Annotated in this window: 28 protein-coding genes; 8 read left to right on the forward strand and 20 right to left on the reverse strand. The window is 61.9% G+C overall.

Translation table 11 applies throughout. The features are described 5' to 3' along the window. Window positions 1–361: 361 nt before the first annotated feature. Entirely contained in the window at window positions 362–742 is a 381-nt protein-coding gene (locus tag A4R29_RS12020) for a c-type cytochrome (protein WP_024504374.1), read from the forward strand. A gap of 42 nt (window positions 743–784) precedes the next feature. Here the strand turns inward: A4R29_RS12020 and gph are convergent, their stop codons facing one another. Genes gph through A4R29_RS12070 form a run of 10 tightly spaced genes read right to left on the reverse strand, consistent with a single transcriptional unit; the run spans window position 785 to window position 10,762 of the window. Continuing rightward, the gene (gph, locus tag A4R29_RS12025) at window positions 785–1,486 is read right to left on the reverse strand and encodes a phosphoglycolate phosphatase (protein ID WP_013532061.1); all 702 of its coding nucleotides are present in this window, start codon (window positions 1,484–1,486) and stop codon (window positions 785–787) included. Next, window positions 1,483–2,040: a thioredoxin family protein gene (locus A4R29_RS12030; protein ID WP_027162618.1), complete on the reverse strand. Its 558-nt coding sequence runs from the start codon at window positions 2,038–2,040 to the stop codon at window positions 1,483–1,485. Before A4R29_RS12030 ends, gph begins: the two co-directional genes overlap by 4 nt. A 21-nt stretch (window positions 2,041–2,061) precedes the next feature. Continuing rightward, window positions 2,062–2,748: a ribulose-phosphate 3-epimerase gene (rpe, locus tag A4R29_RS12035; protein ID WP_013532059.1), complete on the reverse strand. Its 687-nt coding sequence runs from the start codon at window positions 2,746–2,748 to the stop codon at window positions 2,062–2,064. 58 nt (window positions 2,749–2,806) lie between these two features. Next, window positions 2,807–3,745, reverse strand: a complete 939-nt coding sequence (gene cbbX / locus A4R29_RS12040; RefSeq protein WP_013532058.1) for a CbbX protein — start codon at window positions 3,743–3,745, stop codon at window positions 2,807–2,809. 7 nt (window positions 3,746–3,752) lie between these two features. Next, on the reverse strand, window positions 3,753–4,187 hold the full coding sequence (locus A4R29_RS12045) for a ribulose bisphosphate carboxylase small subunit (RefSeq protein WP_013532057.1): 435 nt from the start codon (window positions 4,185–4,187) through the stop codon (window positions 3,753–3,755). An 18-nt stretch (window positions 4,188–4,205) separates the two neighbouring features. Beyond that, the gene (locus A4R29_RS12050) at window positions 4,206–5,699 is read right to left on the reverse strand and encodes a ribulose-bisphosphate carboxylase large subunit (protein WP_013532056.1); all 1,494 of its coding nucleotides are present in this window, start codon (window positions 5,697–5,699) and stop codon (window positions 4,206–4,208) included. A 21-nt stretch (window positions 5,700–5,720) separates the two neighbouring features. Beyond that, complete coding sequence (gene fba, locus A4R29_RS12055) at window positions 5,721–6,800, reverse strand: class II fructose-bisphosphate aldolase (RefSeq protein ID WP_013532055.1); 1,080 nt, start codon at window positions 6,798–6,800, stop codon at window positions 5,721–5,723. An 11-nt stretch (window positions 6,801–6,811) separates the two neighbouring features. Further along, window positions 6,812–8,824 carry a transketolase gene (gene tkt / locus A4R29_RS12060; RefSeq protein WP_063172002.1) on the reverse strand — a complete coding sequence of 671 codons (2,013 nt, stop codon included), beginning with the start codon at window positions 8,822–8,824 and terminating at the stop codon, window positions 6,812–6,814. Window positions 8,825–8,834: 10 nt separating this feature from the next. Next, on the reverse strand, window positions 8,835–9,707 hold the full coding sequence (locus A4R29_RS12065) for a phosphoribulokinase (RefSeq protein ID WP_013532053.1): 873 nt from the start codon (window positions 9,705–9,707) through the stop codon (window positions 8,835–8,837). A gap of 8 nt (window positions 9,708–9,715) precedes the next feature. Continuing rightward, entirely contained in the window at window positions 9,716–10,762 is a 1,047-nt protein-coding gene (locus A4R29_RS12070) for a class 1 fructose-bisphosphatase (RefSeq protein ID WP_013532052.1), read from the reverse strand. 123 nt (window positions 10,763–10,885) lie between these two features. Here A4R29_RS12070 and A4R29_RS12075 point away from each other — a divergent pair, with 123 nt between their 5' ends. Then, complete coding sequence (locus A4R29_RS12075) at window positions 10,886–11,824, forward strand: LysR family transcriptional regulator (RefSeq protein ID WP_063172003.1); 939 nt, start codon at window positions 10,886–10,888, stop codon at window positions 11,822–11,824. A 201-nt stretch (window positions 11,825–12,025) separates the two neighbouring features. After that, complete coding sequence (locus A4R29_RS12080; RefSeq protein ID WP_013532050.1) at window positions 12,026–12,226, forward strand: hypothetical protein; 201 nt, start codon at window positions 12,026–12,028, stop codon at window positions 12,224–12,226. A gap of 16 nt (window positions 12,227–12,242) precedes the next feature. Here A4R29_RS12080 and A4R29_RS12085 read toward each other — a convergent pair whose 3' ends face one another. Genes A4R29_RS12085 through A4R29_RS12110 form a run of 6 tightly spaced genes read right to left on the reverse strand, consistent with a single transcriptional unit; the run spans window position 12,243 to window position 17,285 of the window. Continuing rightward, complete coding sequence (locus A4R29_RS12085) at window positions 12,243–12,818, reverse strand: hypothetical protein (protein ID WP_167355173.1); 576 nt, start codon at window positions 12,816–12,818, stop codon at window positions 12,243–12,245. 53 nt (window positions 12,819–12,871) lie between these two features. Further along, a complete protein-coding gene (locus A4R29_RS12090) occupies window positions 12,872–13,708 on the reverse strand; it encodes an ABC transporter permease (RefSeq protein ID WP_063173657.1) in 837 nt (278 codons plus the stop codon). Between the two features lie 35 nt (window positions 13,709–13,743). Continuing rightward, complete coding sequence (locus A4R29_RS12095) at window positions 13,744–14,532, reverse strand: ATP-binding cassette domain-containing protein (protein ID WP_024504382.1); 789 nt, start codon at window positions 14,530–14,532, stop codon at window positions 13,744–13,746. A 57-nt stretch (window positions 14,533–14,589) separates the two neighbouring features. After that, window positions 14,590–15,033: a hypothetical protein gene (locus tag A4R29_RS12100; RefSeq protein WP_013532046.1), complete on the reverse strand. Its 444-nt coding sequence runs from the start codon at window positions 15,031–15,033 to the stop codon at window positions 14,590–14,592. A 29-nt stretch (window positions 15,034–15,062) separates the two neighbouring features. Further along, window positions 15,063–16,034 carry a YVTN family beta-propeller repeat protein gene (locus A4R29_RS12105; RefSeq protein WP_063172005.1) on the reverse strand — a complete coding sequence of 324 codons (972 nt, stop codon included), beginning with the start codon at window positions 16,032–16,034 and terminating at the stop codon, window positions 15,063–15,065. Between the two features lie 21 nt (window positions 16,035–16,055). Beyond that, window positions 16,056–17,285 (reverse strand): ABC transporter substrate-binding protein, encoded by a 1,230-nt coding sequence (locus A4R29_RS12110; RefSeq protein ID WP_063172006.1) that lies wholly within the window; start codon window positions 17,283–17,285, stop codon window positions 16,056–16,058. Between the two features lie 250 nt (window positions 17,286–17,535). Here A4R29_RS12110 and A4R29_RS35035 point away from each other — a divergent pair, with 250 nt between their 5' ends. From A4R29_RS35035 to A4R29_RS12130, 4 genes are read left to right on the forward strand one after another with little or no spacing between them, the layout of a single operon-like run. Then, window positions 17,536–19,365 carry a (5-formylfuran-3-yl)methyl phosphate synthase gene (locus A4R29_RS35035; RefSeq protein WP_082827383.1) on the forward strand — a complete coding sequence of 610 codons (1,830 nt, stop codon included), beginning with the start codon at window positions 17,536–17,538 and terminating at the stop codon, window positions 19,363–19,365. Between the two features lie 3 nt (window positions 19,366–19,368). Then, a complete protein-coding gene (locus A4R29_RS12120) occupies window positions 19,369–19,920 on the forward strand; it encodes a flavoprotein (protein ID WP_013532041.1) in 552 nt (183 codons plus the stop codon). Further along, entirely contained in the window at window positions 19,913–21,307 is a 1,395-nt protein-coding gene (locus A4R29_RS12125) for a DUF6513 domain-containing protein (RefSeq protein ID WP_063172007.1), read from the forward strand. Before A4R29_RS12120 ends, A4R29_RS12125 begins: the two co-directional genes overlap by 8 nt. Before the next feature lie 4 nt (window positions 21,308–21,311). Next, window positions 21,312–21,902, forward strand: a complete 591-nt coding sequence (locus A4R29_RS12130) for a DUF447 domain-containing protein (protein WP_063172008.1) — start codon at window positions 21,312–21,314, stop codon at window positions 21,900–21,902. Between the two features lie 20 nt (window positions 21,903–21,922). On the opposite strand, the gene A4R29_RS12135 is transcribed toward A4R29_RS12130, so the two are convergent. After that, a complete protein-coding gene (locus tag A4R29_RS12135; RefSeq protein WP_024504387.1) occupies window positions 21,923–22,960 on the reverse strand; it encodes a hydantoinase/oxoprolinase family protein in 1,038 nt (345 codons plus the stop codon). Window positions 22,961–23,004: 44 nt separating this feature from the next. On the opposite strand from A4R29_RS12135, the gene A4R29_RS12140 reads away from it, so the two are divergent. Continuing rightward, the gene (locus A4R29_RS12140) at window positions 23,005–23,703 is read left to right on the forward strand and encodes a HisA/HisF-related TIM barrel protein (RefSeq protein WP_063173658.1); all 699 of its coding nucleotides are present in this window, start codon (window positions 23,005–23,007) and stop codon (window positions 23,701–23,703) included. Between the two features lie 137 nt (window positions 23,704–23,840). On the opposite strand, the gene fae is transcribed toward A4R29_RS12140, so the two are convergent. The 3 genes from fae to A4R29_RS12155 all read right to left on the reverse strand — a co-directional run bounded on the left by fae (window position 23,841) and on the right by A4R29_RS12155 (window position 26,316). Next, window positions 23,841–24,347, reverse strand: a complete 507-nt coding sequence (gene fae, locus A4R29_RS12145) for a formaldehyde-activating enzyme (protein WP_013532036.1) — start codon at window positions 24,345–24,347, stop codon at window positions 23,841–23,843. Window positions 24,348–24,496: 149 nt separating this feature from the next. Next, window positions 24,497–25,372 carry a triphosphoribosyl-dephospho-CoA synthase gene (locus tag A4R29_RS12150; RefSeq protein WP_338039876.1) on the reverse strand — a complete coding sequence of 292 codons (876 nt, stop codon included), beginning with the start codon at window positions 25,370–25,372 and terminating at the stop codon, window positions 24,497–24,499. Continuing rightward, window positions 25,369–26,316, reverse strand: coding sequence for an ATP-grasp domain-containing protein (locus A4R29_RS12155; RefSeq protein ID WP_013532034.1), 948 nt, complete (start codon window positions 26,314–26,316; stop codon window positions 25,369–25,371). Before A4R29_RS12155 ends, A4R29_RS12150 begins: the two co-directional genes overlap by 4 nt. Window positions 26,317–26,368: the final 52 nt, after the last annotated feature.

Consider the following 26,368-nt stretch of genomic DNA (forward strand, 5'->3'; position numbering starts at 1 on the left):
AGCACCTCTTGCGCGTTCCCAAACGCCCATCTCGGCGAGTCCAGCCCAACCAGGAGCCAGGACAAAACCGCCACTTGCCGGATTTCTCAAGGTGCCAATGGAGAAACCGGAATGAGGTCAAGCTACGCGCTCGCCCAATAGCCGTCAACAAAGACGAATGGACAGGATCCTTGAGCACCCAGGCCTCTAAACCTTTGTACGATTGACTTTCACAACATGCCGATTAGCTTCCAGGTGACGCGGCGCGGCTCCACGGGAGAAGCGGAATTTCCACGCCACCGCGTAAGGCGCATGCCGACGGATCAAAGGATCGGCATGCGCAAATCGTCCAGGGCACCCAGACGATCAATGAGGAAATACCATGCGCGCAATCGCATTTTTCGCAGTCATGTCCGTTGTGCCCTTCATCGCGAGCCAATCCCAGGCACAGGACGCGGCGGCGGGTGAGAAGGTCTTCGCCAAATGCAAGGTCTGCCATGTCGCCGACCAGGACAAGAACAAGGTCGGCCCGTCGTTGAACGGCGTCATCGGCCGAACAGCCGGCACGCATCCGGGGTTCAGCTATTCTCAGGCGATGGTCGCGGCAGGCAAGTCCGGCGTCAAATGGGATGAACCCACGCTGAAGACTTACCTTCACGATCCCAAGGCCATGGTCAAAGGAACAAAGATGGCGTTTGTCGGCCTCAAACAGGACGAAGACATCGCCAATGTCATCGCCTATCTGAAGCAATTCTCGAAATAGCGCGCCGCCGGCCGTTCGAACTTGCGTTCGGCCGGCGTTCGCCTACGCATCGGCTTGCAGCCCCTGCATTGCCGAAGGCAGATCGAAAAGGCTGTCGCAAACAAGATCGGCGCCAAGCTCTTCCACCGGAATGTGGCTGTAGCCGCCACGCAGCAGGATGACGGGCATGCCGGCGGCGCGTGCGGCGCCCAGGTCAGCGCCACTGTCTCCGACCAGCAGCGCGTCACCCGGGTCGACGCCTAGCTGTGCCAACGCCAGCAGCAGGGCATCGGGCGCCGGTTTCAGGTATGTCACCGCGTCTCCGCCGACGATCGCACCGAAATATTCCGTCAATCCGAAATGAAGCAGGATTTCGCGGGTCGCCAACTGCGGTTTGTTGGTTGCCACCCCCATGCTTACTCCGCCCAAATGAAAGTGGGTGAGGGCCTCCCTGACGCCAGGCATCAGCCTTGTCAGGCCGGTCAGATGCCGGCGGTAGATAGGCGCCATGACGCGGTTTGCCTCATCGAGAGCGTTGCCGAGCAGTGGCGCTCCCGATGCCGCGAAGGCTCGCTCGATCAGTTTCCTGACACCGCCGCCGATCATGGCCTTGACCCGGTCCAGGCGCAGCGGCGGCAGATCGCGGCTGGCCAGCAATTCGTTGACGGCGGCCGCTATGTCCGGTGCCGAGTCGACCAGCGTGCCGTCGAGGTCGAACAGGATCGCCTTCGGCGATCGAAGCGGCCTACCTGCGCCGACGTTCATGCGTCATCCTTCCACTTGATCGAGCAGCCGATCGAGGCGACCTGGTTCAGCGGCCCGTCGCCGGTTCGGGCAACCTGCTTCATCGCCTCGAACAGATCGCGTCTCAGCCCGGGCGCTCCGGCTTCTCGTCGCGAGGCGTCCAGCCGACCGCGATATTGCAATCCCAACTCGCTGTTGAACCCGAAGAAATCGGGAGTGCACACCGCCACGTAATCGCGCGCTACAGTTTGGCGCTGGTCGTGCAGGTAAGGGAAGCTGAAGCCGTTCGTCGTGGCGAAGAGCTTCATTTGGTCGAAGGAATCCTCCGGGTAGGTGTCGGCATCGTTCGAGTTGATTGCGACAAAGCCGATACCTTCGGCCTTGAGGTCGTTGGCATCGCGCACGATACGTGAAATCACCGCCTTCACATAAGGGCAGTGATTGCAGATGAAGGCCACGACCAGGCCGTTCGGGCCGGCCTGGCTGAGGATCGAATGCGACCTGCCGTCGACGCCGGGCAAAACGGCATCGATCGCGCGCCAGCCGAAATCGCAGACAGGGGGAACGGCCGCCATGCTTGCCTCCGATGAAATGGTTTACGCGGCTTTCCGGATCGCACCGTCGGCCGCCTGTCGGATGGTTCCAATGTTGGCGCGGTAGGCCGCCTCGGCGCCTCCCTTGAACACGGCCGACCCGGCGACCAGCACATTGGCGCCGGCCGCGGCGACCAGCGGGGCGGTTTCGGCCGTGACGCCGCCATCGATTTCGATGTCAATCGGGCGGTGGCCAACCAATGCCTTGATTCGCCTGATCTTCTCGATGACCGCGGAAATGAAGGCCTGGCCGCCGAAGCCTGGATTGACCGTCATCAGAAGCACCAGATCGAGCCTGTCGAGCACATACTCGATGACGCTCTCCGGCGTCGAAGGATTCAGCGATACGCCGGCCTTCTTGCCGAGATTTTTGATCGCCTGCAGGGAACGATCGAGATGCGGCCCGGCCTCTGCATGCACCGTGATGATGTCGCAACCGGCGTCGGCGAACGCGGCCAGATAGGGGTCGGCCGGCGCGATCATCAGATGGCAGTCGAAGATTTTGTCCGTTCGGTCGCGGATCGCCTTGATCACCGGCGGACCGAAGGTGATGTTGGGCACGAAGTGGCCGTCCATCACGTCGAGATGGATCCAGTCGGCACCCGCCCGCACGACAGCTTCGACCTCGTCCCCGAGCCGCGAGAAATCCGCGGAAAGCACGGAGGGTGCGATGATTGTCCCGGTGACCATGGTCGTCGTCTCCAATTCTGTCTGCGGTGTTGGTCGCTGCGCCGGCCGCTTCGTCCTGTCAGCGCATCTTCGTCTCCGGTTCGCCTTCCAGTTTCCCTTCCGCGAACACGCGGCTGCCGCGAATGTCGGATTCCTCGATGGTGATAAGATCGGCCTTGGTCAACACCCGGCTGCGCGATGCGAAAAGCCGGTTAGCCTGCCGCAGCCGCGCCCGGTCAAGCCCATTGCGAACCGAACGCGCGTTGGAGAAATGCGGCAGCCTCATGCGGATCGGAAGATACTCTTCGAGCGCCTGGGACGCCGCCTCGCTGAGGCGATAATTCTGCTCCGCGAGCATAATCTCGGCGATCGATTTCAGTTCGCTGACGCCATAGTCGGGGAAGTCGAGGTGGTGGGCGATGCGCGAACGCATGCCGGGATTGCTGTCGAAGAAGCGGTCCATCTTGTTCTTGTAGCCGGCAAGGATCACAACCAGATCGTCACGGTTGTTCTCCATGCACTGCAGCAGGATTTCGATCGATTCCTGGCCGTAGTCGCGTTCGTTCTCTGGCTTGTAGAGATAGTAGGCCTCGTCGATGAAAAGCACGCCGCCCATGGCACGCTTGATCACCTCGCGGGTCTTGGGCGCGGTGTGGCCCACATACTGGCCGACGAGATCGTCGCGAGTCACGGCGACCATGTGGCCTTCGCGGACATAACCCAGACGATGCAGGATTTCGGCCATCCTCAGCGCCACCGTGGTCTTTCCGGTGCCAGGATTTCCCGTGAAATTCATGTGCAGCGTCGGCGCGCCCGATGTCAGTCCGAACCTGCGGCGAAGCCGGTCGACCAGGAGGAGGGCGGCGATCTCGCGGATGCGGGTCTTGACCGGCTTCAGGCCAACGAGTTCTCGGTCGAGCTTGTCCATCACCTCGTCGATGTTGGACGCCTCGAACTCGGCCTGCAGATCGACCGTCGCGTCCTGTGCGGCAGCGTCCTTTGTCATCGCGTTCAGCATGGTTCGGCTAGCTCCGCTCGCCCTCGGGCCTGTCGGTCGCATAAGGCACGATCGAATAACCCTGGCTGCGGCCGTCACGCTCCTGGCGCAGCAGCCGGAACCCGGGTTCGCTGGGCGGCCGGTTGACAATGAACGACATGCGCGGCGCTTCCCAGCCCTTGGTCGAATCGAAGGCGGTTACCCGCACATACATGTTCGGACAGGCTTTCCGGCAAGCATTGACCTCGAGCAGTATGCCCGCCGGATCTTTCAAGTCGAACATCGGGTTGCCGTACATTTCCCAATAGGTATTTCGCGGATGCGGATCGTCCGTGTACTCGACGCTGACCGCCCAATGGTTCTTCAGCGCGTATTTGATCTGCGCCGAAATCTGCTCGTCGGTCAGGTCGGGCAGGAACGAGAACTGCCCCTGTGTGACCTTGTTTCCCGGATTGGTCATCATGACGACGGTTCCTTTCGTCTAGAAGCTGGGCGTTGCGGTTGGCACGAAGTCGGCCGTGTCGGTCGATTCGTAGTTGAAGGTGACGTCCTTCCAGGTCTCCAGGGCAGCCTTCAGCGGCGTGCACCATCTGGCCGCCTGTTCGAGGATCTTGGTCCCTTCGCGCAAATAATCGCGCCCCTCGTTGCGGGCCAGGATCATCGCTTCCAAGGCGACGCGATTGGCCGTCGCGCCTGCTTGGATACCGTCCGGATGGCCGATCGTGCCGCCGCCGAACTGCAGGATGACGTCCTCGCCGAGATAGTGGATCAACTGGTGCATCTGGCCGGCATGGATGCCGCCCGAGGCAACGGGCATCACCTTGTTGAGCGAGGCCCATTCCTGATCGAAGAACAGCCCGGTTTCGAGGTTCTGCGGCGTGCGCTCCTCGCGCAGCGTGTCATAAAATCCCTTGATCATGAGCGGGTCGCCTTCCAGCTTGCCGACCACCGTGCCGGCATGGATGTGGTCGACGCCGGCCATGCGCATCCATTTGCAGATGACGCGGAAATTCATGCCGTGGTTCTTCTGGCGCGAATAGGTCGAGTTGCCGGCACGGTGCAGGTGCAGGATCATGTCGTTGCGGCGTGCCCACTTGGCCATCGACTGGATCGCCGTGTAGCCGATGACCAGATCGATCATCACAATGCAGGAGCCAAGTTGCTTGGCGAATTCGGCGCGCTCGTACATCTCCTCCATCGTGCCGGCGGTGACGTTGAGATAATGGCCCTTGACCTCGCCGGTGGCGGCCGACGCCTTGTTCACGGCCTCCATGCAGTAGAGGAAGCGGTCGCGCCAATGCATGAAGGGCTGCGAGTTGATGTTCTCGTCGTCCTTGACGAAGTCGAGGCCGCCCTTCAGCGCTTCATAAACGACGCGCCCGTAATTGCGTCCCGACAGGCCGAGCTTCGGCTTCGTCGTTGCGCCGAGCAGCGGCCGGCCGAACTTGTCGAGCCGCTCACGCTCCACCACGATGCCGGTCGCCGGCCCCTGGAAGGTTTTGAGATACGCCACCGGGATACGCATGTCTTCCAGCCGCAACGCCTTGACTGCCTTGAAGCCGAACACATTGCCGATGATCGATGCGGTCAGGTTGGCGATCGAGCCCGGCTCGAACAGGTCGAGGTCGTAGGCGATGTAGGCGAAGTACTGTTGCTCGGTCTTGGTTCCGGGACCGGTGTTCGGCACCGGCTCGGATCTGAACGCCTTGGCGCGATAGAGCTCGCAAGCTGTCAGCCGGTCGGTCCACACCACGGTCCACGTCGCGGTGGAGGATTCACCGGCGATGGCGGCTGCCGCCTCCTCGTGGTCGACACCGGGTTGCGGCGTGATCCGGAACATGGCGATCAGATCGGTTTCCTTGGGCCTGTAGTCAGGCTCCCAGTAGCCCATCTTCTTGTAGGGGATGACCCCTGACTTGTAGCGCTCCTTGCCTTCCTTGAGCGTCCCCGCTGGCAGTATGTCGATCTTGTTCATGACAGGTCTCCTGTTTGTTGCTCAGGCGGCTTTCGCGGTTGCGATTTGGGGGTCGAGTTTTCCCGCGGCGTAACGTTTCGCCATCTCGTCCATGGCGATGACCTTGATCTTCGAGGCGTTGGACGCCGTGCCGAAACGCTCGAAGCGGTCCCGGCAAAGGTCGCGCAAGGCATCCATGGCGGGCTTCAGGAATTTGCGGGGATCGAACTCGCGCGGGTCTTCCGTCGCGACGCGGCGGAACTGCCCGGCCATGGCCATGCGGCAATCGGTGTCGATATTGACCTTGCGCACGCCGTAGCGGATGCCGCGCTCGATCTCCTCGACCGGGACGCCAAAAGTCTGGGGCATCTCGCCGCCGTATCTGTTGATGATGTCCTGCAACTCCTGCGGCACAGAGGAAGAGCCGTGCATGACCAGATGCGTGTTGGGCAGCTTCTCGTGGATCGCCTCGATCACCTGCATGGCCAGGATGTCGCCGTCCGGCTTGCGGGTGAATTTGTAGGCACCGTGCGAGGTGCCGCAGGCAATCGCCAGCGCGTCGACTTGGGTTGCGGTCACGAAGTCGACCGCCTGATCGGGATCGGTCAGGAGCTGGTCGTGGGAGAGCGCGCCCTCGGCGCCGTGGCCATCCTCGGCCTCGCCTTGGCCGGTTTCCAGCGAGCCGAGCACGCCCAGTTCGCCTTCGACGGAAGCGCCGACCCAATGCGCCATACGTGCGACGCGTTCGGTTATGGCGACGTTGTAGTCGTAGCTTGCCGGCGTCTTGGCGTCCGCCATCAAGGATCCGTCCATCATCACCGAGGTGAAGCCGTGGCGGATCGCGGAAAGGCAGGTGGCCTCGCTGTTGCCGTGGTCTTGATGGATGCATAGCGGGATGGTTGGGTGGATTTCGGTCAGCGCCTCCATCATCTTGGCCAGCATGATGTCGTTGGCATAGGACCGGGCGCCACGCGAAGCCTGGATGATGACAGGCGCGTCGCAGGCCTTGGCCGCTTCCATGATGGCGAGGCCCTGTTCCATGTTGTTGATGTTGAATGCCGGTACGCCGTAGCCGTGCTCGGCGGCATGGTCGAGAAGCTGGCGAAGGGTGATGCGAGCCATTGTGAATCCTCCTAGATGATGAGCTTCAGCGCCGCTGCAGCAACCGCTTCGGACGTTATGTTGAAATGCCGGTAGAGGTCGGGGGCAGGGGCGCTGGCGCCGAAGCCGGTCATGCCGACGAAAGCGCCGGTCTCGCCGATCCAGCGGTCCCAGCCCAGCCGGGCTGCCGCTTCGACCGCGACGCGCGGCGCCGAGCCGAGGACGGCCTTGCGGGTGGCGCTTTCCTGCTCCTCGAAAAGCTCCCAGCACGGCATCGACACGACGGCGGCGGCGACACCATGCTCGGTCTCCAGCCTTTCGGCGGCAGCAACCGCGATCTCGACCTCCGAGCCGGTGGCGATCAGGGTGACGGCACGGTGCTCGGCTGGTTCGCGCAGGACGTAGGCACCTTGGCGGGAGCGGTTCTCGTCACTGTGCGACCGACGCAGCATCGGCAGGTTCTGGCGCGACAGCACCAGGACGCTCGGCCGATCCTTGCTCTTCAGCGCGAGTTCCCAGCACTCCGCCGTTTCGATGACATCCGCCGGACGGAAGACGTTGAGATTAGGCGTCGCACGCAGCATCGCAAGGTGCTCGACCGGCTGGTGCGTCGGGCCGTCCTCGCCGAGGCCGATGGAATCGTGTGTCATCACATAGATGACGCGCTGGCCCATGAGCGCCGAGAGCCGCATCGCGCCGCGCGCATAATCGGCGAAGCACAGGAACGTACCGCCATAGGGCACGAAACCTCCATGCAGCGCGATGCCGTTCATGGCGGCCGCCATGCCGTGCTCACGAATGCCGTAGTGAATGTAGCGGCCGGCATAGTCACTCGGCGCAATGCGGTTCATGCCCTTGGTGATCGTCAGATTCGAGTGCGTCAGATCGGCCGAGCCGCCGACGGTCAATTCCGTTGCGCCGTTGATGGCCTCCAGCGCCATTTCGGAGGCTTTTCGCGTCGCCACCTTGGTTGCCTTCTCGACATGTTCGCGACGAAAGGCTTCGAGCGCGTCGAAGACCGTGTCGGCCAGTTCGGCGGCGACGGCGTTTTCAAAAGCCTCGCGTCGCGGCGAGGCGGCAAGCCGCTGCTCCCAGGCGCGCCGCATCGCTTCGCCGCGACCGGCAATCTCGCGCCAGGCGAAAAGGATATCATCCGGCACCTCGAACGGCGCGTGGGCCCAGCCGATGTTTTCGCGTGTCGCGGCGATCTCTGCTTCACCCAGCGGTGCGCCGTGCGTCTTTTCCGAACCGCCGAGATTGGGGGCACCCATGCCGATCACTGTGCGGCAGGCAATCAGCGATGGCCGATCCGACCGCCGCGCCGCCTCGATTGCCGCGGCGACTGCTGCCATGTCGTGCCCGGCGACACTTTGGACATCCCAGCCGGCGGCCTTGAAGCGCGCCGGCTGGTCCATCGACGTGGAGAGGGAGGTCGGCCCGTCAATGGAAATCGCATTGTCGTCCCAGAAGACGATCAGGCGGGAAAGCTTCAGGTGACCAGCGAGGTCTATCGCCTCGTGACTGATTCCCTCCTGAAGGCAGCCGTCGCCCGCAATCACATAGGTATGATGATCGACCAGATCGGCACCGTAGCGGGCGGCAAGCATGCGTTCCGCCAGCGCCATGCCGACCGCCGTGGAAATGCCCTGTCCAAGCGGTCCGGTGGTGGTCTCCACGCCAAGCGCATGGCCGTATTCCGGATGTCCGGCGGTGCGGCTGCCCAGCTGCCGAAATCGCTGCAATTCCTCGACCTGCATGTCTTCGTAGCCGAGCAGATGATGCAGCGCGTATTGCAGCATCGAGCCGTGGCCGGCTGAAAGCACGAAACGGTCACGGTCGGGCCAGTCCGGTCTCGACGGATCGATATTAATGAAGCGGTTGAACAGCACCGTTGCGACATCGGCCATGCCCATCGGCATGCCAGGGTGACCCGAATTCGCCTTTTGGACGCTGTCCATCGCCAGCGCGCGAATGGCGTTCGCCATGTCGCGCTCCGAGACGGGAGCGGTTGTGGTGACGGGCTTCAGTGCTGTTTGGCTGGTCATTGCATCCTCCTCACGACACACGGCTCTTGCGTTCAACCAATTGCAGGATGAGCGGCGTCAGGATCAGCTGCATGGCAAGATCGAGCTTGTTGCCTGGCACCACGATGGAATTTGGCCGCGACATGAACGAGTCGTGGATCATCGACAGCAGATACGGAAAATCGATGCCGCGCGGATTGGCGAAGCGGATAACCAGCATCGATTCGTCGGGTGTCGGAATCCAGCGCGCGATGAACGGGTTGGACGTATCGACGATCGGCACGCGCTGGAAGTTGATGGCGGTCTGCGAGAATTGCGGGACAATGTAGCGGACATAGTCGGGCATCCGGCGCAGGATCACGTCCATCACCGCCTCGGTGGAATAGCCGCGTGTCGAACGGTCGCGATGGATCTTCTGGATCCATTCGAGATTGATGACCGGCACGACGCCGATCTTGAGATCCGCATGCTTGGCCAGATTGATCGTGTCGGTGACGACACAGCCGTGCAGCCCCTCGTAGAAGAGCAGGTCGCTGGGAGCGAATTCGCGCCATTCGGTAAAGGTTCCCGGTGGCGTGCCGTGCTGCTTTTCCTCTTCCTCATCATGAATGTAGGTGCGGGTCTTGCCGGTTCCGCGGCGGCCATATTCCGCGAACACCTCTTCGAGAATTCCGAGTTCGTTGGCCGCGGCATTGAAATGGGTGAAGTTCGGGTTGCCGGCCTTTTCCTCCTCGGCCACCTTTGCCTTCATCGCCGCGCGGTCGTAGCGGTGAAATGCGTCGCCTTCGATGAAAGCGGCCTCGATGTTCTCGCGCCGGAAAATCAGCTCGAAGATGCGCTTGACCGAGGTCGTGCCGGCGCCCGACGACCCGGTGATGGTGATGATGGGGTGCTTGGCTGACATGGTGCTGCTCAGGCTCTGAACAGGCCGCGGCGGCTGAACAGCGGCGCACGCTCACCGATGTTGCTCGGCTCTGTGTGGTAGCGCGTGATGCGCGCGACTTCCCGCGCCGACCCGAAGATCATCGGCACGCGCTGATGCAGGCTCTCGGGCTCGATTTCCAGGATGCGGGTGATCGCGTCGGTGGCGGCACCGCCAGCCTGCTCTATGAGATAGGCGATCGGGTTGGCCTCGTAGACGAGGCGCAGCCGTCCCTGACCATAGCCCTTGCGCCGATCGCCGGGGTAGAGAAAAACGCCGCCGCGCATCAATATGCGGTAACAGTCGGCGACCAGAGAGGCGATCCAGCGCATGTTGAAATCCTTCTCGCGCGGTCCTTCGGTGCCCTCCAGGCAGTCGTCGACATAGAGCCGCACAGCCTCGTCCCAGTGCCGGTAGTTGGCGGCGTTGATGGCGAACTCCTGAGTGCGTTGCGGAATGATCCGGCTTTCATAGGCCTGGACGAAGGTGCCGAGCCTTGTCGAGAAGACGAAGACATGCGTGCCGCTGCCGAGCGACAGGACGAGTGCCAGCTGCGGCCCATAAATGAAGAAACCGGCGCCTAGCTGGTTCACGCCCGCCTGCAAGAAAGAGGCGGCCGGATCAGCGTCCGGCGCGCCAGTTGCGGTCAGGAGCGAGAAGATCGTTCCGATCGACACGTTGGTGTCGATGTTGGAAGAGCCGTCGAGCGGGTCGATCGCAATGGCGAGTGGCGCTTGCCTGTCGAGCAGGACTGGCTGCTCCAGCTCCTCGGAGGCGTAAAGCGCCACCGGCGCACGGCGCATGGCGTCGAGGAAGATGTCGTCGGAGAAGACGTCGAGATCCTTCTGGACGTCGCCGTCGGCATTGGCGCCACGGGTCTCGGCAAAGGCGGCGCCGAGCACCCCTTGGTTGATGGTGTTGCGGACCTTGATGGCGGCCTGTGTCAACTGACGAACGGTCGTCACAACGGCCGAGCGGAATTCGTCTGGCTGGCCGAGATAGGAGTTCAGAAAAGCGTCGAGCGTTGCCGCTGGCATCGTAACCTCCCCTCCGGCCGCATCTCCTCGGAGCGGCTGGACTGGAGGAATGGAAACAAACGTCGCACGATAAGTAAAATTCAATAACTTTACCTGGCCAGTAAAAATAACTTAGTATGCGACATGAGAAACCTCACGCTCAAGCATTTCAAGACCGTCCAAGCAATCATCAAGTGCGGCAAAATTGTCAGCGCAGCCAAGATGTTAGGCCTGTCTCCTCCAGCGCTGACAATCCAACTGCGACAAGTGGAGGAGGAATTCCAGCTGGCTCTGTTCGACCGAACGTCGGACGGCATGCGTCCCACTGCCGCAGGTCTGGCTTTCGTCGAGACAGCGCAGGCTATCGAGGAGCATCTCGGTTTGCTCGAAGACAAGATGGATGCCATCAAGGGCGTACGCACCGGCAGCTTGAGGCTCGGCGTCGTTTCCACAGCCAAATATTTCGCGCCGCGGCTGATGGCTGCGTTCATGAAGGACCATCCCGACATCGACATGCGGCTTGCCATCGGCAATCGTGCCCAGACGATCGACAACCTCAGGAACCACGACATCGATATCGCGCTGATGGGGCGTCCGGCGAAAGAGGTTCCGGTGCGTGCTTCGGTCTTCGGTGATCATCCGCTGGTCATCATCGCGCCGCCCGACCATCCCTTGGTGGCGGCGCGCGATATCTCCAAGGAGCGGATTGCCGAGGAGCATTTCCTTATTCGCGAGCCCGGCTCCGGAACCCGTATCTCGTTGGAAATATTCCTGAGCGACGTGCCTGGGCGCATCGACGACCTCGGTGTCGAGATGGCCTCGAACGAAACGATCAAGCAGGCGGTGATGGCTGGTCTGGGCATCGCCTTCATCTCTGCTCACACCATCGCTGCGGAAACCGAGGCAGGCCGGCTTGTCATCCTCGACGTTGTCGGCATGCCGATCCGCCGACAATGGTTCTCGGTGATGCGAACCGATCACGCAATCTCGCCGGCGATGGCCACATTCAACGATTTCCTGATGCGCAAGGGCGCAATGTACCTGCCCCTTTTCGGAAAGCTGTATCCAGACAAGGCTGGATGACACTGCACGAGCGCAACGGATGAAAGTCCGGTGGAGAACGCCCGCGCTCGTTGGTATTATATAAGCGATATGTTATGTTGCAGTGCGAAAGAGCGGGGGCCACGTCCTTTCACACCGTAAGCGATCTGTATGTGTAACCCCTGCAGACTGTTCGGAACTCTCCCAGGGATGGGTTCGGGAATTCGATGGGGAAAAGGGGTAATGCTTTACACACTCGTTATGATGGTCTGCCTGACGGATGGACCGCGGACCTGCGAACAACGCGAGGAAATGGTAGACGGTCTGGCGATGAATCCCGGGACTGCCTTCATGCAGGCGCAGCCGCTGGTGGCAAGGTGGATCGAGACGCATCCCGGTTATTTCGTGCAGCGCTGGCGTGTGCTGCCTGGCAGAGAGTCGTGAGACAGGCGGCCAAGGTCTATTTCTTCACCGCGAGCGTTTCCGAGACAGTCTTCGACAACTGGTAAAGCCGCTGCTCGATTATCGTCGGCACATCGCAGACATAAGTCAGCGACTGGACGCGTTCGTTGAAAATTCGCGTCGCGAAATTCAGTTGGTCGGTTCGCCGTTCTACTTCGTCCGGATCCGCATCGGCCTTGGCGCGCAGCGCGTCCACTTCGGATGCTTCCTTGCGCAACTGTGCCGCCATTTCCAGCTGTTTGTGGGCATAGCGGGAGATGCCGGAGATCACGTGCGAACGCTCGGCGTCCATGTGATCGAACATTCCCTGCACCAGCATCGTCATTTTGGTTGCGACCTGCTCGGGCGGCAGAGAAGCCGCGAAATCCTTGATCTCTTTCTGGGCTTCGGCAACCGGCATCCGCCGGGCCGCCACCGCCTCAACCAGCGCGGAGACGCCGGGATCCTTCGCCCAATCCTTCGCCGTCGCCGGAAGCTCCGGCCCATTCCAGATCTGGCCAAGCGAGAGCTGTGGCACCTTACGCTGCATGCAGGGCCAGTCGGGATCGGTGTTTGCCGCGCCGGCGCCCCCCATCGACGCAAGCGTGGTGACCAGAACCAGAGTGTGAACAAGTCTCATTCGCGCCATCAGGCGTTTCCTCCCATGTCCTGTTTGCGGATCACCAAACCGCGCGAAGGGTCGTATGCGATGATGGCGCCGCCCAGGAACAGCAGCGTGCAGCCGGCGACGACGCCCAGCGACAGCCATTCGATCTGCCCGTAGAAGGCAAAACGGATCAGTTCGACGGCATAGGTGAACGGGTTGCAGAGGCAGATCTTGTAGAGCAGGGGGCTCGCCTCCTGGATGCGCCACAAGGGATACAGCGCCGGAGACGCGAAATAGCCGGGAAAGATGACGAAGTTCATGATGCCGGCGAAGTTTTCAAGCTGCTTGATCAGCGAAGACAAGAGCATGCCGAGCGCGCAAAGCATCATGCCCGACAGGAACAGTGCCGGCAGAACATAGAGGTAGCCGAGTGGCGGCGCTTTGACGCCCCACAACCAGGCAACGATCAGGAACGCGTAGACCTGCACGATCGATACGGCCACACCGGCCAGCATCTTCGACACCAGCAGGAACCAGCGTGGAAACGGGCTGACCAGCAGGATGCGCATGTTGCCCATCTCGCGGTCGTAGACCATCGACAGCGAAGACTGCATGCCGGAAAACAGCAGGATCATGCCGCAAAGGCCCGGCGTGATATAGACCTCGTAGAGCACATAGGTCTTGTAGGGCGGGATGATCGACACGCCAAGCACCTGGCGAAAGCCGGCCGCGAAGATGAACAGCCAGACGAGCGGCCGGACCAGCGAGGAAATGAAGCGTTCGCGCTGGTGCAAGAAGCGCAGGCACTCGCGCAGGACGACGCCTTTCAGGCAAATGAGATAGTGGCGCAGGCCGAATGGCTCAGACCGCAACGGCATGATGCCGGCGACCTTTCCGGGCATCGCAGGAGCGCTCATGGCGACGTCTCCGTCATGCCCGCCGCATCGACGCGGCTGAGCTTCGAAAAGGTTTCGCGAATCGAACTTCCGCCGTTCGCACGGATCACATCCGACACCTTGCCGCTGGCGACCAGGTCACCCCGCCGCAGTATGACGACATGGTCGGCGTCTTCGACTTCGTCGATCAGATGCGTGGCCCAGAGCACGCCGATGCCCTCTGCTTGGACGAGCTTGCGGATGGTGGCGAGGATGCCCGCACGAGATTCGATATCCAGGCCGACGGTCGCCTCGTCAAGCAGGAGCAGGGAAGGTCGGTGCAGCAGCGCCCTGGCGATTTCGATGCGCCGCATCTGACCGCCGGAGAGGCTGCGTGCCTTGTCATGCTGGCGGCCCTGCATGTCGACCGTTTCCAGCAGCGCGGCAATGCGCTGGCGAGCTTCGCGTCCGCCAATGCCATGCAGCGAGGCATGGTAGGAGAGATTCTGGTAGACGCTGAGGTCGAGATCGAGCGTGCGTGCCTGGAACACGATGCCGACCCGCCTGAGTGCTTCGCCGGACGCGCGGCGAATGTCATGGCTGAAGATGCGGATCGATCCGTGACGCGTGTCGTAGAGGTGGCTTATCAGTGAGAACAGCGTCGTCTTGCCGGCCCCGTTGAGGCCGAGCAGAACGGTGAAAGTCGCCGGCGCGATCGAGAAGGAGACGTCGTTGAGCGCCCGCTTCTGGCCATAGGAATGGCTGACGGCTCGGACATCGAGCGCCGCCACCTCGTCTCCCGGTCCGCTTGTCCTCATATGCTGCATGCCGGATCGCTCCTTCAGGACGCGTTGGCCTATTGGCGCCCCTGATCGCCTTTTGTCTTACTTGATCGTAATCTTGCCCTTCAGTCCCTTGTCGGCAAGGTCGGGAACCGACCAGGTATATTCGCCCGGGCGAACGGTATGGAACTGCACCTGGATCGTTCCCGCGTCGTCGAATTCCAGCCAGGCCGGTCCGCCGTCCATATGCACTTCCAAATCGTTGATGACGATCTGGTCCATCCAGACATTGCGGAAGAGATCGGTCACGAACTTGTACTCGAAACCGCCCTTGGACGTGATCTTCCAGCGATAGCCCTGGCCGGCGATCAGCTCGAAGTCCTTCTGATTGACCGCATAGGTGGAATCGGCCGAACCGATAATCAATTCCGGCAGGTTCTTGCTGGCACGCGACGGTTTTGACGTCGCATCGTCGGCGTTTGCTACGATCGGAGCAAGGACAAATCCGGCGAGCGCGGCGAAGAAAAACCTACGGCAAAGTTTCATGTCTTGAGCCTCCCGATGATCAATGTCTGCTATTTGGGCGAAATGACCACACCCCAGGGCTGCTGGCCCACAGTGAGCGATTGGACCGGCTCGTCGGTGGCCGTGTCGATGAAGGTGATATCGTTGGAATTGCCATTCGTGGTGATCAGCGTTTTCTGGTCGGGCGTGAAGGCCAGATGCCAGACGCGCTGGCCGACGAGGATGTATTTTTCCACCTCATAAGTGTCGGTATTGATCACCGCGACATGGTTCGCCGGGCCGAGCGCGACATAGGCTTTCTTGCCATCGGCGCTGATGGCGATGCCTACCGGCTGGATGGTTTCGGCCCGCAGTCCCTGAATCGCGAACTGGATCTTCTTCACCACTTCGCGTTTGGCGTTGTCGATGACGCTGACGGTGCCGCCGACCTCGGCGCTGACCCAGACCTGCGAGCCGTCGGGCTTGAATTCGGCGAAGCGCGGGCGCGTGTCGACCAGCACATTGTCGGTCACCTCATGCGTGCCGGTGTCGATGAAATGCGCCATGCTGGTGGTTTCCGAGGTGTTGACCATGGTCTTGCCGTCGGGGCTGACACCCATGCCTTCCGGCTCCACGCCGACTGGTATCTCGGCCAGGACCTGCTTGCTTTCGACGTCGATGGCGGTGACGAGATTGTCGTCCTCATTGGCGGCATAAAGCGTCTTGCCGTCGGGCGAGAGGACGAACAATTCGGGATCGGGGCCGGATGGCAGCGTACCGACGATTTCAAGTGTCGCGGTGTCGATGATTTGGATCGTGTCGTCATCGCTGGCGCATAGATAGACGAATTTGCCGTCATGCGAGATGGTGATGCCGCGAGGTCTCTGGCCGACTTCGACGGTCTTCACCACCTGCATCGTCGCCGTGTCGACGACGGTCATCGTGTTGTCCTTCTCGTTGGACACGTAAGCCGTATAGGCCGATGCCGGGCTGGCCGTGAAGCCGGCCGCGAGAATAGCGAATGCGCAAGCTCGTTTCTGCACGCAAATTCCTCCCGATTGACTCTACTTGAGAGCGCATTTCGTTTCCGGCTGATCGACACCGAGAGTGTCGAGTTCGGAGACCTGGTGAAGATAGCCCTCCTGTGGCGATGTCGAGACGACCGACTTGGTATCGCCAAGCAAGATCGGCTGGCGAAGCTGGAGGTTCCATTTGCGGAAGGTCAGCTTCTGCCCCTTGAAAGCAGCAACCGAAAAATCGTCAGAGCGTATATAGTCGCTGATCCTTTTCGCATCGTCGCCCTTGGTGCGCGTGGTGGCCTCGCCGACCGCACGCACCGCGGTCCAGGCCGACATGTCTTTGGAGAGCATCCGCCGGCTCGTCGTCTTCAGGAAGCGGCTCTGCATCTGGATGCCGCCCCATTGTTCGCTGGCGGGATGCCATGACGATGCAACCAGACCGGCCGTGCCGGCGACCAGCCGCGGCGTCCAGGTGCGGTAGGGCACGTAGGTGCCGAAAACCTCGCTTTCGTCGGCGACAAGCACCACGTCATGCTCCGGCAGGTCTTGCGTAAACACTGAAATCTGCTGCTGTATCTGCGTGGCGCCGGTGTCGGTGCGCCTGGCTGTGCCGGTATCCTTGAATTCCTTCTCGGCGACGATCTGGCCGCCGAAGCGGGTTGCCGCGCGGCGCAGCGCATCGGCGTAGAGATGATCCTGCTCATGCGATCCATAGAGCAGCACCCAATTCGGCCACTTCTTCACCATGAGATACTGCGCCAGCGCGTCGGCCAGCATGCTGCGCGTCGGCGCGATATGGAAAACGTTGATGCGGCAGTCCTCCTCGCGAAGGCTGTCGTCGGTGGCGCCGACGTTGAAGATCAGCACGCCTTTGTCGCGGGCGATGTCGGCGATCGACAGCAATTGTTTGGCTGAAAGATCGGCGACCACATAGCGGTCGCCCTTGGCGATCATGCCTTCGAATGCCTGAACCGCGTCGCCGTCGGGCTTGACCTCGGTCACGTCGAGGCTGAATTTCTGGTTGGTGAACTTTCCCGTCGTGTTGTTGTCGCCGATCGCCACCTCGGCACCGGCGACACCTTCGTCACGTGGCGGCAGGTCGAGCATGGAAAGCGTCAATTGCGGTGCGTAGGCCCGCAAATAGCCTATCTTGATTTCAGTTATCTTTTTTTCCGGCTTCGCCACCGTTTCCTGGCCTGTCGCGTCGGAAACGTTGACGGTCAGGGAAAAAAAGCACAAAAAGGCAGCGAGAGTGCCTGGCACCGCGCTCGTCATCGATAGTAATTACCCATTCTTGCGCAGAGGTTCGACGGTTGCCGGACCCGCGCCAAGTCAAGGTGCCCATGATCAACTTAGCCGACCCGCAAAATTTATCAAACCCTGTAGGACGACTTTTCGCGCCTGCCAGAACGGTGCGGAAGGTCGCCAGCGTCGATTCGCATGGCAACACCGGCGAGACGTGGCGCAGGGGGATCGACCGCCTCTATAAAAGCGTCTTGTCCTCCAAACTGGAGAAACTGTTCAAATGACCAGAATGCTGGCAAGCGTCACCGGCATCGAAGAGGCGGAGATCGCTCTTTCTGGAGGCGTCGATATCGTCGACCTGAAGGACCCGAAGGCGGGAGCCCTGGGCGCGGTGTCCATGGAAACCATGCTCCGAACGATCTCTTTCATCGCGGGTCGGGCTCCGGTCAGCGCTGTCTGCGGCGACCTGCCGATGGAACCCGAAACGATCCGCATCAAGGCCGAAGAGATCGCGGCGACCGGCGTCGACTATGTGAAGATCGGATTTTTTCCTTCGGCAAGTATCTCTGCCTGCGCACAGGCGCTTGAACCGCTCGCCGCACGAACGAAGCTGATTGCCGTACTGTTTGCCGATCTGGCGCCGGACTTCGAGCTTCTGCCGATGTTCGCCAGGCATCGCTTCCACGGCGTGATGGTTGATACCGCGCAAAAGGGGAAGGGCCGGCTGCTCGATCATCTGCCGCCGGAGCGTATTCCGGGATTCGTCGATCGAACGAAATCGCTCGGTCTGATGGTCGGCCTGAGTGGATCGCTGGAAGCTCCGGATATTCCGCGCCTATTGCCTTTCGCTCCCGATTTTCTCGGCTTTCGGGGGGCGCTGTGTGGCCATTCCGGTCGCACGAGTTCGATCAGCGCCGAGGCGGTCTCGCAGATTCGCGAGTTGATTCCAGCGGAATCCGGGACCGGCGATCAATCGAGTATCGACTATCGCCTGTTGGCAGCGAGAGGCTATTCGCCGGACACCGACCCGACACTGGGCACGGACAGGATTTTTGTGCGGGATTTTGTTCTGCCGGTCCAGATCGGTGCCTACAGCTTCGAGCATGGCCATACTCAAAAAGTGCGCTTTGATGTGATCGCCGACGTGCTGCAAATCACCGACCATCCCGAGGACATGCGCCATGTGTTCTCCTACGACATCATCATGGACGGCATTCGCACCATCATCGCGCGGGGCCATATCCAGCTCAGCGAGGCTTTGGCCGAGCAGGTGGCAGCGCACGTGCTGGAGAACCAGCGTGTCGTGCGCGTCACGGTTAGGGTGGAAAAGCTCGAGCTCGGCCCTGGCGGCGTCGGCGTTGAGATCGAACGCAAGCGCCAATCGGCGGGACGCGGTGCTGCCTCCGGCATTGCTGGCCGAAAAGACCGAAGCGTTGTTTTCCGGCCGCGCCAGGAGCGCCCCGAAATGCTTCGACGGGCCATCGTCAAGCTTGGCGGCAGCACGGCCCATGCGGCGGAGATGAAGAGCTGGATCGCAGCGCTGGCGGGTTCCAGGCTGCCGATCGTCATCGTGCCCGGCGGCGGGCTCTTTGCCGATCATGTGCGCGAGACGCAGACCAGCATGGATTTTTCCGACACCGCCGCTCATGCCATGGCGATCCTGGCCATGGAGCAGTTCGGCCATGTCATCCTCGACCGGGACGAAAGGCTGGCGCCGGCACGGTCGCTGGACGAGATCGGGCGAGTGTTGGAGGCGGGGAAGGTTCCGGTGTGGCTGCCGTCGTCACTGGCACTGGCGGCGCTGGATGTTCCGGCCTCCTGGGACATTACCTCCGATTCTCTGGCTGCCTGGCTTGCCGGCAAGCTTGGCGCAAACGCGCTGTTGCTTGTCAAGCAGACCGGTGCATTCTTCGACAGCGATACCGCTGACAGCCTGAGGGCCCGAGGCATTGTCGACCCAGGCTTTGCCGCCATGCTGCCCGACGGCATCGATTTCCATCTCGCCGGTCCGAAGGATGCTGCCGGGGCCGGCGCGATGCTCGCGTCGGGCAAGCTGCCCGGCATCCGGATAGTGGCTTCAACAGGGTCGTCGGCAAAGAAGGCGGGATAGCCGATGGTGAAGCTGCATGTGCCGCGCTGGGCGTGGGTTTTGACGGGTTCCGGGCATTTTTTTACGGAGAGCTTCGCACTTGTTCGCCAGCTCGAACATTGCGATGTCTTCGTGTCTAAGGCCGCCAACGAAGTGCTGCGCATGTACAAGCTTAAACTTGATTTCCCGGAGACGACGCGCGTGCTGCACGACAAGACCGCAAGCGCGATCCCGGTCGGCGAATTCTACCACGGTGTCTATCACACGGTCGTGGTGGCGCCGGCCACGTCCAACACGGTCGCCAAATGCGTGCATGGCATTTCCGACACGCTCGCCACCAATGTCTTTGCCCAAGCGGGAAAGTGCCGTGTGCCAGCCATCGTCTTTGCTTGCGACACTGCGCCGGAACTCGAAACCCAGGCACCGCACGGACTGGTCAAGGTCTATCCGCGCAGGATCGACCTGGAAAATACCAAACAGTTGAAGAGTTTCGAGCGGACCCTGGTGGTCGAGTCGCTCGCTGATCTGGAAGCCTCGCTCACACGGCGCCAGGCCGAACTCGCAAGCGATGGCTGAGCGGCTGGTTTTTCTTACCGGCCATCTGGCCAAGGCGCGGCTGGAACGGCTGCTGACCGGGCTGGGCAGAACCGAATTCGCGTGGGAAATCGTCGACGTCGGCGTCAAGGTCGCCGCGCTGATGAGCGAGGACATCGTGAAGCGTCGGCTCACTCTGACAGGAGACGTCGACCGCGTCATCCTGCCCGGACGCTATCGGGGAAACATCGAACACCTGTCGGAGCATTTCGGCGTGCCCTTTGTGCGCGGCCCCGACGAGATCGCCGACCTTCCGGCCTTCCTTGGCCGGGCGGGCAAACCGCCGGATCTGACGCGTCACGATATGCGCATCTTCGCCGAGATCGTCGATGCGCCGATGCTGTCGGTCGAGGCCCTGATGGCGAGGGCCTCGATGCTGGCTGCGGCCGGCGCGGATGTCATCGATCTGGGCTGCCTGCCGGAGACGCCGTTTCCGTTGCTGGCTGAGGCAGTGCGGGCACTCAAGGCACAGGGGTTTGTGGTCAGCGTCGATTCGGCCAGCGCAGACGAACTGTCGATCGGTGCGCACGCCGGCGCGGACTATCTTCTCAGCCTCGATGAGAACACGCTGCCGTTGATCTTCGACCATCGGGCTACGGCAGTGTTGATACCCTCCATCCCCGGCGATCTGGATTCGCTCGGCCGGGCGATTACCGCAGCACAAAAGGCCGGCGTCGCCTTCATTGCCGATCCCGTGCTCGACCCGATCCATTTCGGCTTCGCCGTTTCACTCGGGCGCTTCATCGAGGCGCGGCGCCGTTGGCCGGACGTCGAATTGCTGATGGGCACCGGCAATCTCACCGAATTGACCGACGCCGACAGTTCCGGCGTTACAGCCGTTCTAGCGGGGCTCTGCTCGGAACTCCGGATCCGGAACGTGCTGGCGGTGCATGTCAGCCCACACACGGTGCGGACGATCGAGGAGCACGATATCGCCCGCCGCGTCATGTTGGCTGCTTGCACGGACGGCGCGTTGCCGCGCGGCTATCACCCAGGCCTGTTGCAGATCCACGATCGCAAGCCTTTCACAGCCTCAACCGACGATATCGAGGCATTGGCGGCCCAGGTGCGCGACGCCAACTTCCGGATCGCGGTAGCCGAGGACGGCATCCATGTTTTCAATAGCAAAGGGCATGCGGTTGCCACGGATGCGTTCGAACTTTTTGCCGGGCTGGACGTCAACGCCGATGGCGCACACGCTTTTTACCTCGGCGCGGAACTGATGAAGGCGGAGATCGCGTGGCGCCTCGGCAAGCGTTATGTGCAGGACGAGCCGCTCGCATGGGGCGTTGCCGCGCCGGCACCCGAAACCGACCGTACCCGTCTTGCCGAGCCGGGCAAGACGCTCCGCGCAAGGAAAGAGCACTAGGACCATGCCCTATATTCGCGAATCGATCATCACGACGGTCAACAAGGCAGGCAACGTCCACATCGCGCCGATCGGCATCATTGCCGAGAATGACGGTTGGGTTATCGCGCCGTTCCGGCCGTCGGTCACGCTCGACAATCTCGCCGAAGTGCCGTTCGCCATCGCCAATTATACTGACGACGTGCGTGTCTTTGCCGGCTGCCTGACAGGCCGCAAGCATTGGCCAACCGTTCCGGTTGACGGGTTCCCGGTGCCGAGGCTCGAGGCGGCGCTGGCGTATTCGGGCCTCGAAGTCCAGGCGGTCGATGACAATGGTGTGCGCCCCCGCCATTTCTGCCGCGTGGTGCGGGAGGAAACGCTCGCGCCGTTCACCGGCCTCAACCGAGCCAAGGCGGCGGTGCTTGAGCTGGCCATCCTGGTCAGCCGGCTCGGCATGCTGCCGCGCAACAAGATCGAGGCGGAAATTGCCTACCTTTCAATTGCCATCGAAAAGACCGCAGGCGAGGGCGAAAAGGAAGCCTGGGGCTGGCTGATGCAGCGTGTCAGCGATCACTTGACCGCCAAAGGTTCGGGTAGCGAGGACCCGCGAGCATAGGCGCGAGCGCCGCAACCTGCTTACGAAGGATATCCCGCCAAAAGCGCTACCGCAGACGCGGGTGCCGCGCTGCTCGCTTGCCCGCGAACAGTGTCATCGGCGGGGATGATGTCGGCGAAATCGACGTAACTGCGTTCCATGCGTTCGGCCAGCCGCCTGATCTGCCAGCGACCGCTTCCGGCGCCGACGATCGGGACATCCCGAGACAGGGTTCCGGCAACCAGCGCCGCTGCATCGTGCACTTTGCGCAGTTGCTGCTCGCTGAACCAGCGCGCGACTTCACCCCATTCCGGCGGGGTGAGGTCGGTGGCGTCGCGCCCCACCATGCGCGCCAGCCGCGCGATCGAGCCGTCCACAGTCTTTTCCTTGCCGTCGGCGGGAGGGTGCCTGTCGTCGTCCTCGTCGAGCACGCCCAGGATGCGGTGAGCGTCGGCGATCGAGGCGAAATATTCGTTCATCAGCGGCGTTAGCCTGCCATGGACGGGAGCCGACGAGGCTACGCCGAACAGGAATGTCCTGGTAAAGCCGGTATAGACCAATTCGCCGGTTAGAAGCCGTCCGGCATCGGTGTAGCCGTCATTGGCCACGGCGCCGTTCTTGATGGCAATAATATCGGTGGTGGTGGAGCCCATGTCGACGAACAGGGCATCGCCGGCGAGTTTTGCCACCAACAAGGCTGTCGCGTGCCAATTGGCGGAAGCCACATCGGCGGTCAGCTGCGCTGCCCGCTCGACTCCGACGAAACCGGACGGTCCGGCATAGACCAGCTTTTTGTCTGCGGGGAAATGGGTGGAAATCTGACCCAGCAGAGCCGCCACGCCGGCATCGCGGGACGGAAAGATGTCCGACAGTTCGCCCGTCATGGTGAATGCGTTGAGATCCGCACCCGCGTAGATCGGAGCCGTTTCGTCGAGGGCTGAAGCCAGCTTGTCCAGCCCTTGCCAGAGCGGCGTTGCGATCGTTACCGCCTCGACGATGCGACCGTCTTGTGCGCGGGTCACCTTCAGATGCGCGCCGCCAATGTCGAAACCGGCAATGATGCCCTTTCTTTTTTCCACGCTTCAAGCTTTCATGACGGGGGCAATTGGTCGGTGAAAAAGCGTTGCGTATCATTCCGGTTCTCGACCTGAAAGACGGCGTGGTGGTTCGCGCCCAGCAGGGAAAACGCGATCGCTACAGGCCGATCGTTACGCCGCTCAGCCGAAGCCCTGATGTGGTCGCGGTCGCTGAAGGACTGCGTGGGCTTTATCCTTTTTCCACCTTCTACATCGCAGATCTGGACGCTATCGAAGGCGGAGCGCCAAACAGCGACGCACTCGCCCGGCTGAGGACGATGGCGGAGCCGCCGAAACTTTGGGTCGATGCCGGCGTGGCCGACGAAAAGACACTTTTGGCGGCGCTTGCCGAACGCTCGCTGTCTCCTGTTCTGGGCTCTGAATCGCAGCGAGACGACATGTTGCTGCGGCGTTTTCGCGATCATCCCGATCTCATCCTGTCCCTTGATTTCGTCGGCGATAGTTTTTGCGGGCCGCGTTCTCTTCTCGATGAGCCCGAGCTTTGGCCGCAAAAGGTGATTGTCATGACGCTGGCCAAGGTCGGTGCGGCCGCCGGTCCCGACTTCGGGCGGTTGCAGGAGGTCAAGGCCAAGGCCGGAAATCGCGCTGTCATTGCGGCCGGCGGTGTCCGCGACGAGAACGACATCAGGGCCTTGTCCGCCATGGGCGTCGCCGCGGCACTGGTCGCAACCTCATTGCACAACGCTACGCTCACGCCCGGCCGCCTCGCGTCACTCGGCGCCTGATCATCGTTGCTCGTCAGCTCCCGAAGGGCGTGCGCCCTTCGGGAGCTGACGTTTCAAAAGCCCAGAACCTTTTTCAGCCGGCGCAACAGACCATCCGTCTCAGAAGAGGGTTTTTCCTGTGCGGGGCTGTCTCTTGTCTAGGCTGCGAACGGATGCTTGACCTTGTCGCGCTGGGCCGTTGCTTCGGCGGCGGTCGGGGTTCCTGCAACGGCGCGCTGGATAGCTTCCTTTGTCGCCTCGTAATTGTATTTCTGGATCTTGGCGTCGTCCGCCGCGTCCCAATGGATGAATACCCCGACGCAGATGAACACGTCGTCTGCTTCGTTGGCCGGAATGGTCCCGTCCGCAACGCTGTCCTGCACGGCCTTTGCCACGGCGTGCTGCGCCGGGCCGAACATCTGGACCGCCTGTTTGGCACCCTTGATCGTGACCTTGTTGAACATCACGGTGTTGGGTTTGCATTGAAGATTGGGCGCGATCACCGCCAAAAGCGAAGTAAACCCGTCCTTGTTGTTGGTAAGCGCGTTGCAAAATGCCGTTTCGACCGCGCTCCCCCGCGGGCCGATGAGCAGGTCGACATGCGCGACTTCGTTGCCGTCTCCCACCAGCGATTCACCGACCATAACCTTTGAGATTTTTGCCATGCCAATTTCCTCCAAGACACAATTATGATGTCCACGGACGCTGCAACCGAGCAGGCGCTCGATGGACAGCTATCCTTGTTGGCAGCGTCCGGATTTGCCCGGACCGGTTGGCTAGATAGCCGCGGAAGCACAGCTTCCGCTTTTGGAAGTCAAGCACCAACGCCGCGATTATGCAAGGTGAGGGCGAGGGTGTGGACTAAAAGAGTAGCCACGGTGAGGTCGGCCGAGGTGCCGGGGTTGATGTTGTCGGCCTTCAGCCGGCGGTCGAACTCCATGAGCAGACGAATGCGCGACGGTTCGTCGCCCTCGGCATGGAGCGCCGCCTGAACGGCAACGGCTTCCTGCCGCGCCTGATTTGCGACGTGAACGCCGTGCTTGCGCATCACATGGCTGTCGGGGAAGCCGGCGAGAAACGCCATGTAGACGAACACCGTCGGCCACATGCCGTCTTCTTCACGTGCCAACGCTCCATCCAGCGCGGCGTGCCCGACCCCGAACACGTCGCCGAAACAGTTGCTGTACTGGCGAGCGATCATGTCGCGGTCGGCAGCCTCCCTCATCGCGTCCAGCAAATGGACCTTCGGCTCCTGCCGCACATCGTTGGCGGCTTCTCCGAGGCCGCCTGGCGCGGCCGTGACGATCGCCTCGAATACCGCCTTGGTATCCTGCACGCTCAAAGCCCGAAGCAGCGAATCGAGATTGTCGCGCAGTCTGTCACCGCCCATTTCGGCGGCGCATATCAGAGGCCCTGCCAGAAGGATGATTCCGAGATTGGTATTGGTTGCGACCGCCAGTCGTGTCGCGCGCACCGCCTCCAGCATCCGCTGCCCGACCGGCAGACGAGGATCGGTCAGCGGCCCGGAGGAAACCTCCGCACTTGTCATGAACTGGGCGGCGGACATGCCGTGTCCGTCGGCGAACAGATGGACGTTGCCCGGCTTTAGGGCTTCGATCTCCATCCTGCAGGCATTCTTATAGCTGGCCCGGAGGCGTTCACGCGAAAGCGCCAACTTGCCCGCCCTCACGAATTCGCAGGCGCGGCAAAACGGTAGGGCCGCGGTGCGGCGGCCGCCTCGGCGCGATCGGCCAGAAGTTTCAGCAAGGCATCGGCGATTGCTTCGGCGATGTTCACGGCGACCACCGACTGCAATCCCGACCATGCGGGCATGCTGTTCACTTCGAGTATGAACAGATTGCCGTCGTCAGCCCGCACGATGTCCACGCCGGCAAAATCCGCGCCGACCGCGGCTGACGCAGCGACGGCCAGCGATGCCAGTTCCGCCTTGCCATGTTCGGAAACCTGTTCCGGCACGCCACCCCGGTTGACGTTCGTGATCCAGTCGTCGCTGATGCGGCTCATCATCGCCACGGTCTCTCCGGCGCAGACAAACACGCGGAAATCCCGGAAAGGCGGACCGGCACGCGACACATATTGCTGAAGGTAGTAGACGCTGTTCACCTCTTCTGCGGCCGGCAGGTCCGAGAGCGTGCGGATCAGCTTTATGCCGCGGCCTTGCGCCCCGAACAATGGTTTCAGCACCAGCGGGCCCCGCGGAAGCTCTTGCGCCGCGACCTCCTCGGCGACGGCAAGTCCTTCTACGGCAAAGGTGCGTGGCGTAGGCAGGCCGGCATTTTTCAGGAGGAATGTCGTCATCGACTTGTCGACGCAGCGCTCGATCGCCTGCGCGGAATTCCATACGGGAACCGATAGTCTGCTTAACGCGTGCAGCACGCCGAGGCGCCGGGTTACCGCTTCGAACGATCCGGCGGCGATCGAACGGACAAGCACGGCGTCGGGCAGCGTGCCGCCGAAGCCGGGGATCGCAAGTCCGCTCGGGCTGCTGGTATCGAATGCGATCGCCGCCAGCGGCACGGCTGTAACGGCGGCGCCCCCCCGACCAAGTCCTGCCGCCAGGCCGTTGGAGCCGGTGTCCACTTTGTCGCTGACGATCAGGATGCGAGGGAGCATGTGGCCTCTCGGGTGCGGGAATGTCGGCGGCGCGAGCGATTCCACGCCCTCA

The sequence above is a fragment of the Mesorhizobium ciceri biovar biserrulae genome (genome assembly GCF_001618845.1).
Classification (GTDB): Bacteria; Pseudomonadota; Alphaproteobacteria; order Rhizobiales; family Rhizobiaceae; genus Mesorhizobium; species Mesorhizobium ciceri.

Excerpts from the sequence above, each read along its gene's own strand:
- A4R29_RS12020 (WP_024504374.1), top strand. The coding sequence starts at position 362 with ATGCGCGCAATCGCATTTTTCGCAGTCATGTCCGTTGTGCCCTTCATC.
- gph (WP_013532061.1), bottom strand. The coding sequence starts at position 1,486 with ATGAACGTCGGCGCAGGTAGGCCGCTTCGATCGCCGAAGGCGATCCTG.
- A4R29_RS12030 (WP_027162618.1), bottom strand. The coding sequence starts at position 2,040 with ATGGCGGCCGTTCCCCCTGTCTGCGATTTCGGCTGGCGCGCGATCGAT.
- rpe (WP_013532059.1), bottom strand. The coding sequence starts at position 2,748 with ATGGTCACCGGGACAATCATCGCACCCTCCGTGCTTTCCGCGGATTTC.
- cbbX (WP_013532058.1), bottom strand. The coding sequence starts at position 3,745 with ATGCTGAACGCGATGACAAAGGACGCTGCCGCACAGGACGCGACGGTC.
- A4R29_RS12045 (WP_013532057.1), bottom strand. The coding sequence starts at position 4,187 with ATGATGACCAATCCGGGAAACAAGGTCACACAGGGGCAGTTCTCGTTC.
- A4R29_RS12050 (WP_013532056.1), bottom strand. The coding sequence starts at position 5,699 with ATGAACAAGATCGACATACTGCCAGCGGGGACGCTCAAGGAAGGCAAG.
- fba (WP_013532055.1), bottom strand. The coding sequence starts at position 6,800 with ATGGCTCGCATCACCCTTCGCCAGCTTCTCGACCATGCCGCCGAGCAC.
- tkt (WP_063172002.1), bottom strand. The coding sequence starts at position 8,824 with ATGACCAGCCAAACAGCACTGAAGCCCGTCACCACAACCGCTCCCGTC.
- A4R29_RS12065 (WP_013532053.1), bottom strand. The coding sequence starts at position 9,707 with ATGTCAGCCAAGCACCCCATCATCACCATCACCGGGTCGTCGGGCGCC.
- A4R29_RS12070 (WP_013532052.1), bottom strand. The coding sequence starts at position 10,762 with ATGCCAGCGGCAACGCTCGACGCTTTTCTGAACTCCTATCTCGGCCAG.
- A4R29_RS12075 (WP_063172003.1), top strand. The coding sequence starts at position 10,886 with ATGAGAAACCTCACGCTCAAGCATTTCAAGACCGTCCAAGCAATCATC.
- A4R29_RS12080 (WP_013532050.1), top strand. The coding sequence starts at position 12,026 with ATGCTTTACACACTCGTTATGATGGTCTGCCTGACGGATGGACCGCGG.
- A4R29_RS12085 (WP_167355173.1), bottom strand. The coding sequence starts at position 12,818 with ATGGGGGGCGCCGGCGCGGCAAACACCGATCCCGACTGGCCCTGCATG.
- A4R29_RS12090 (WP_063173657.1), bottom strand. The coding sequence starts at position 13,708 with ATGCCGTTGCGGTCTGAGCCATTCGGCCTGCGCCACTATCTCATTTGC.
- A4R29_RS12095 (WP_024504382.1), bottom strand. The coding sequence starts at position 14,532 with ATGCAGCATATGAGGACAAGCGGACCGGGAGACGAGGTGGCGGCGCTC.
- A4R29_RS12100 (WP_013532046.1), bottom strand. The coding sequence starts at position 15,033 with ATGAAACTTTGCCGTAGGTTTTTCTTCGCCGCGCTCGCCGGATTTGTC.
- A4R29_RS12110 (WP_063172006.1), bottom strand. The coding sequence starts at position 17,285 with ATGACGAGCGCGGTGCCAGGCACTCTCGCTGCCTTTTTGTGCTTTTTT.
- A4R29_RS35035 (WP_082827383.1), top strand. The coding sequence starts at position 17,536 with ATGACCAGAATGCTGGCAAGCGTCACCGGCATCGAAGAGGCGGAGATC.
- A4R29_RS12120 (WP_013532041.1), top strand. The coding sequence starts at position 19,369 with ATGGTGAAGCTGCATGTGCCGCGCTGGGCGTGGGTTTTGACGGGTTCC.
- A4R29_RS12125 (WP_063172007.1), top strand. The coding sequence starts at position 19,913 with ATGGCTGAGCGGCTGGTTTTTCTTACCGGCCATCTGGCCAAGGCGCGG.
- A4R29_RS12130 (WP_063172008.1), top strand. The coding sequence starts at position 21,312 with ATGCCCTATATTCGCGAATCGATCATCACGACGGTCAACAAGGCAGGC.
- fae (WP_013532036.1), bottom strand. The coding sequence starts at position 24,347 with ATGGCAAAAATCTCAAAGGTTATGGTCGGTGAATCGCTGGTGGGAGAC.
- A4R29_RS12155 (WP_013532034.1), bottom strand. The coding sequence starts at position 26,316 with ATGCTCCCTCGCATCCTGATCGTCAGCGACAAAGTGGACACCGGCTCC.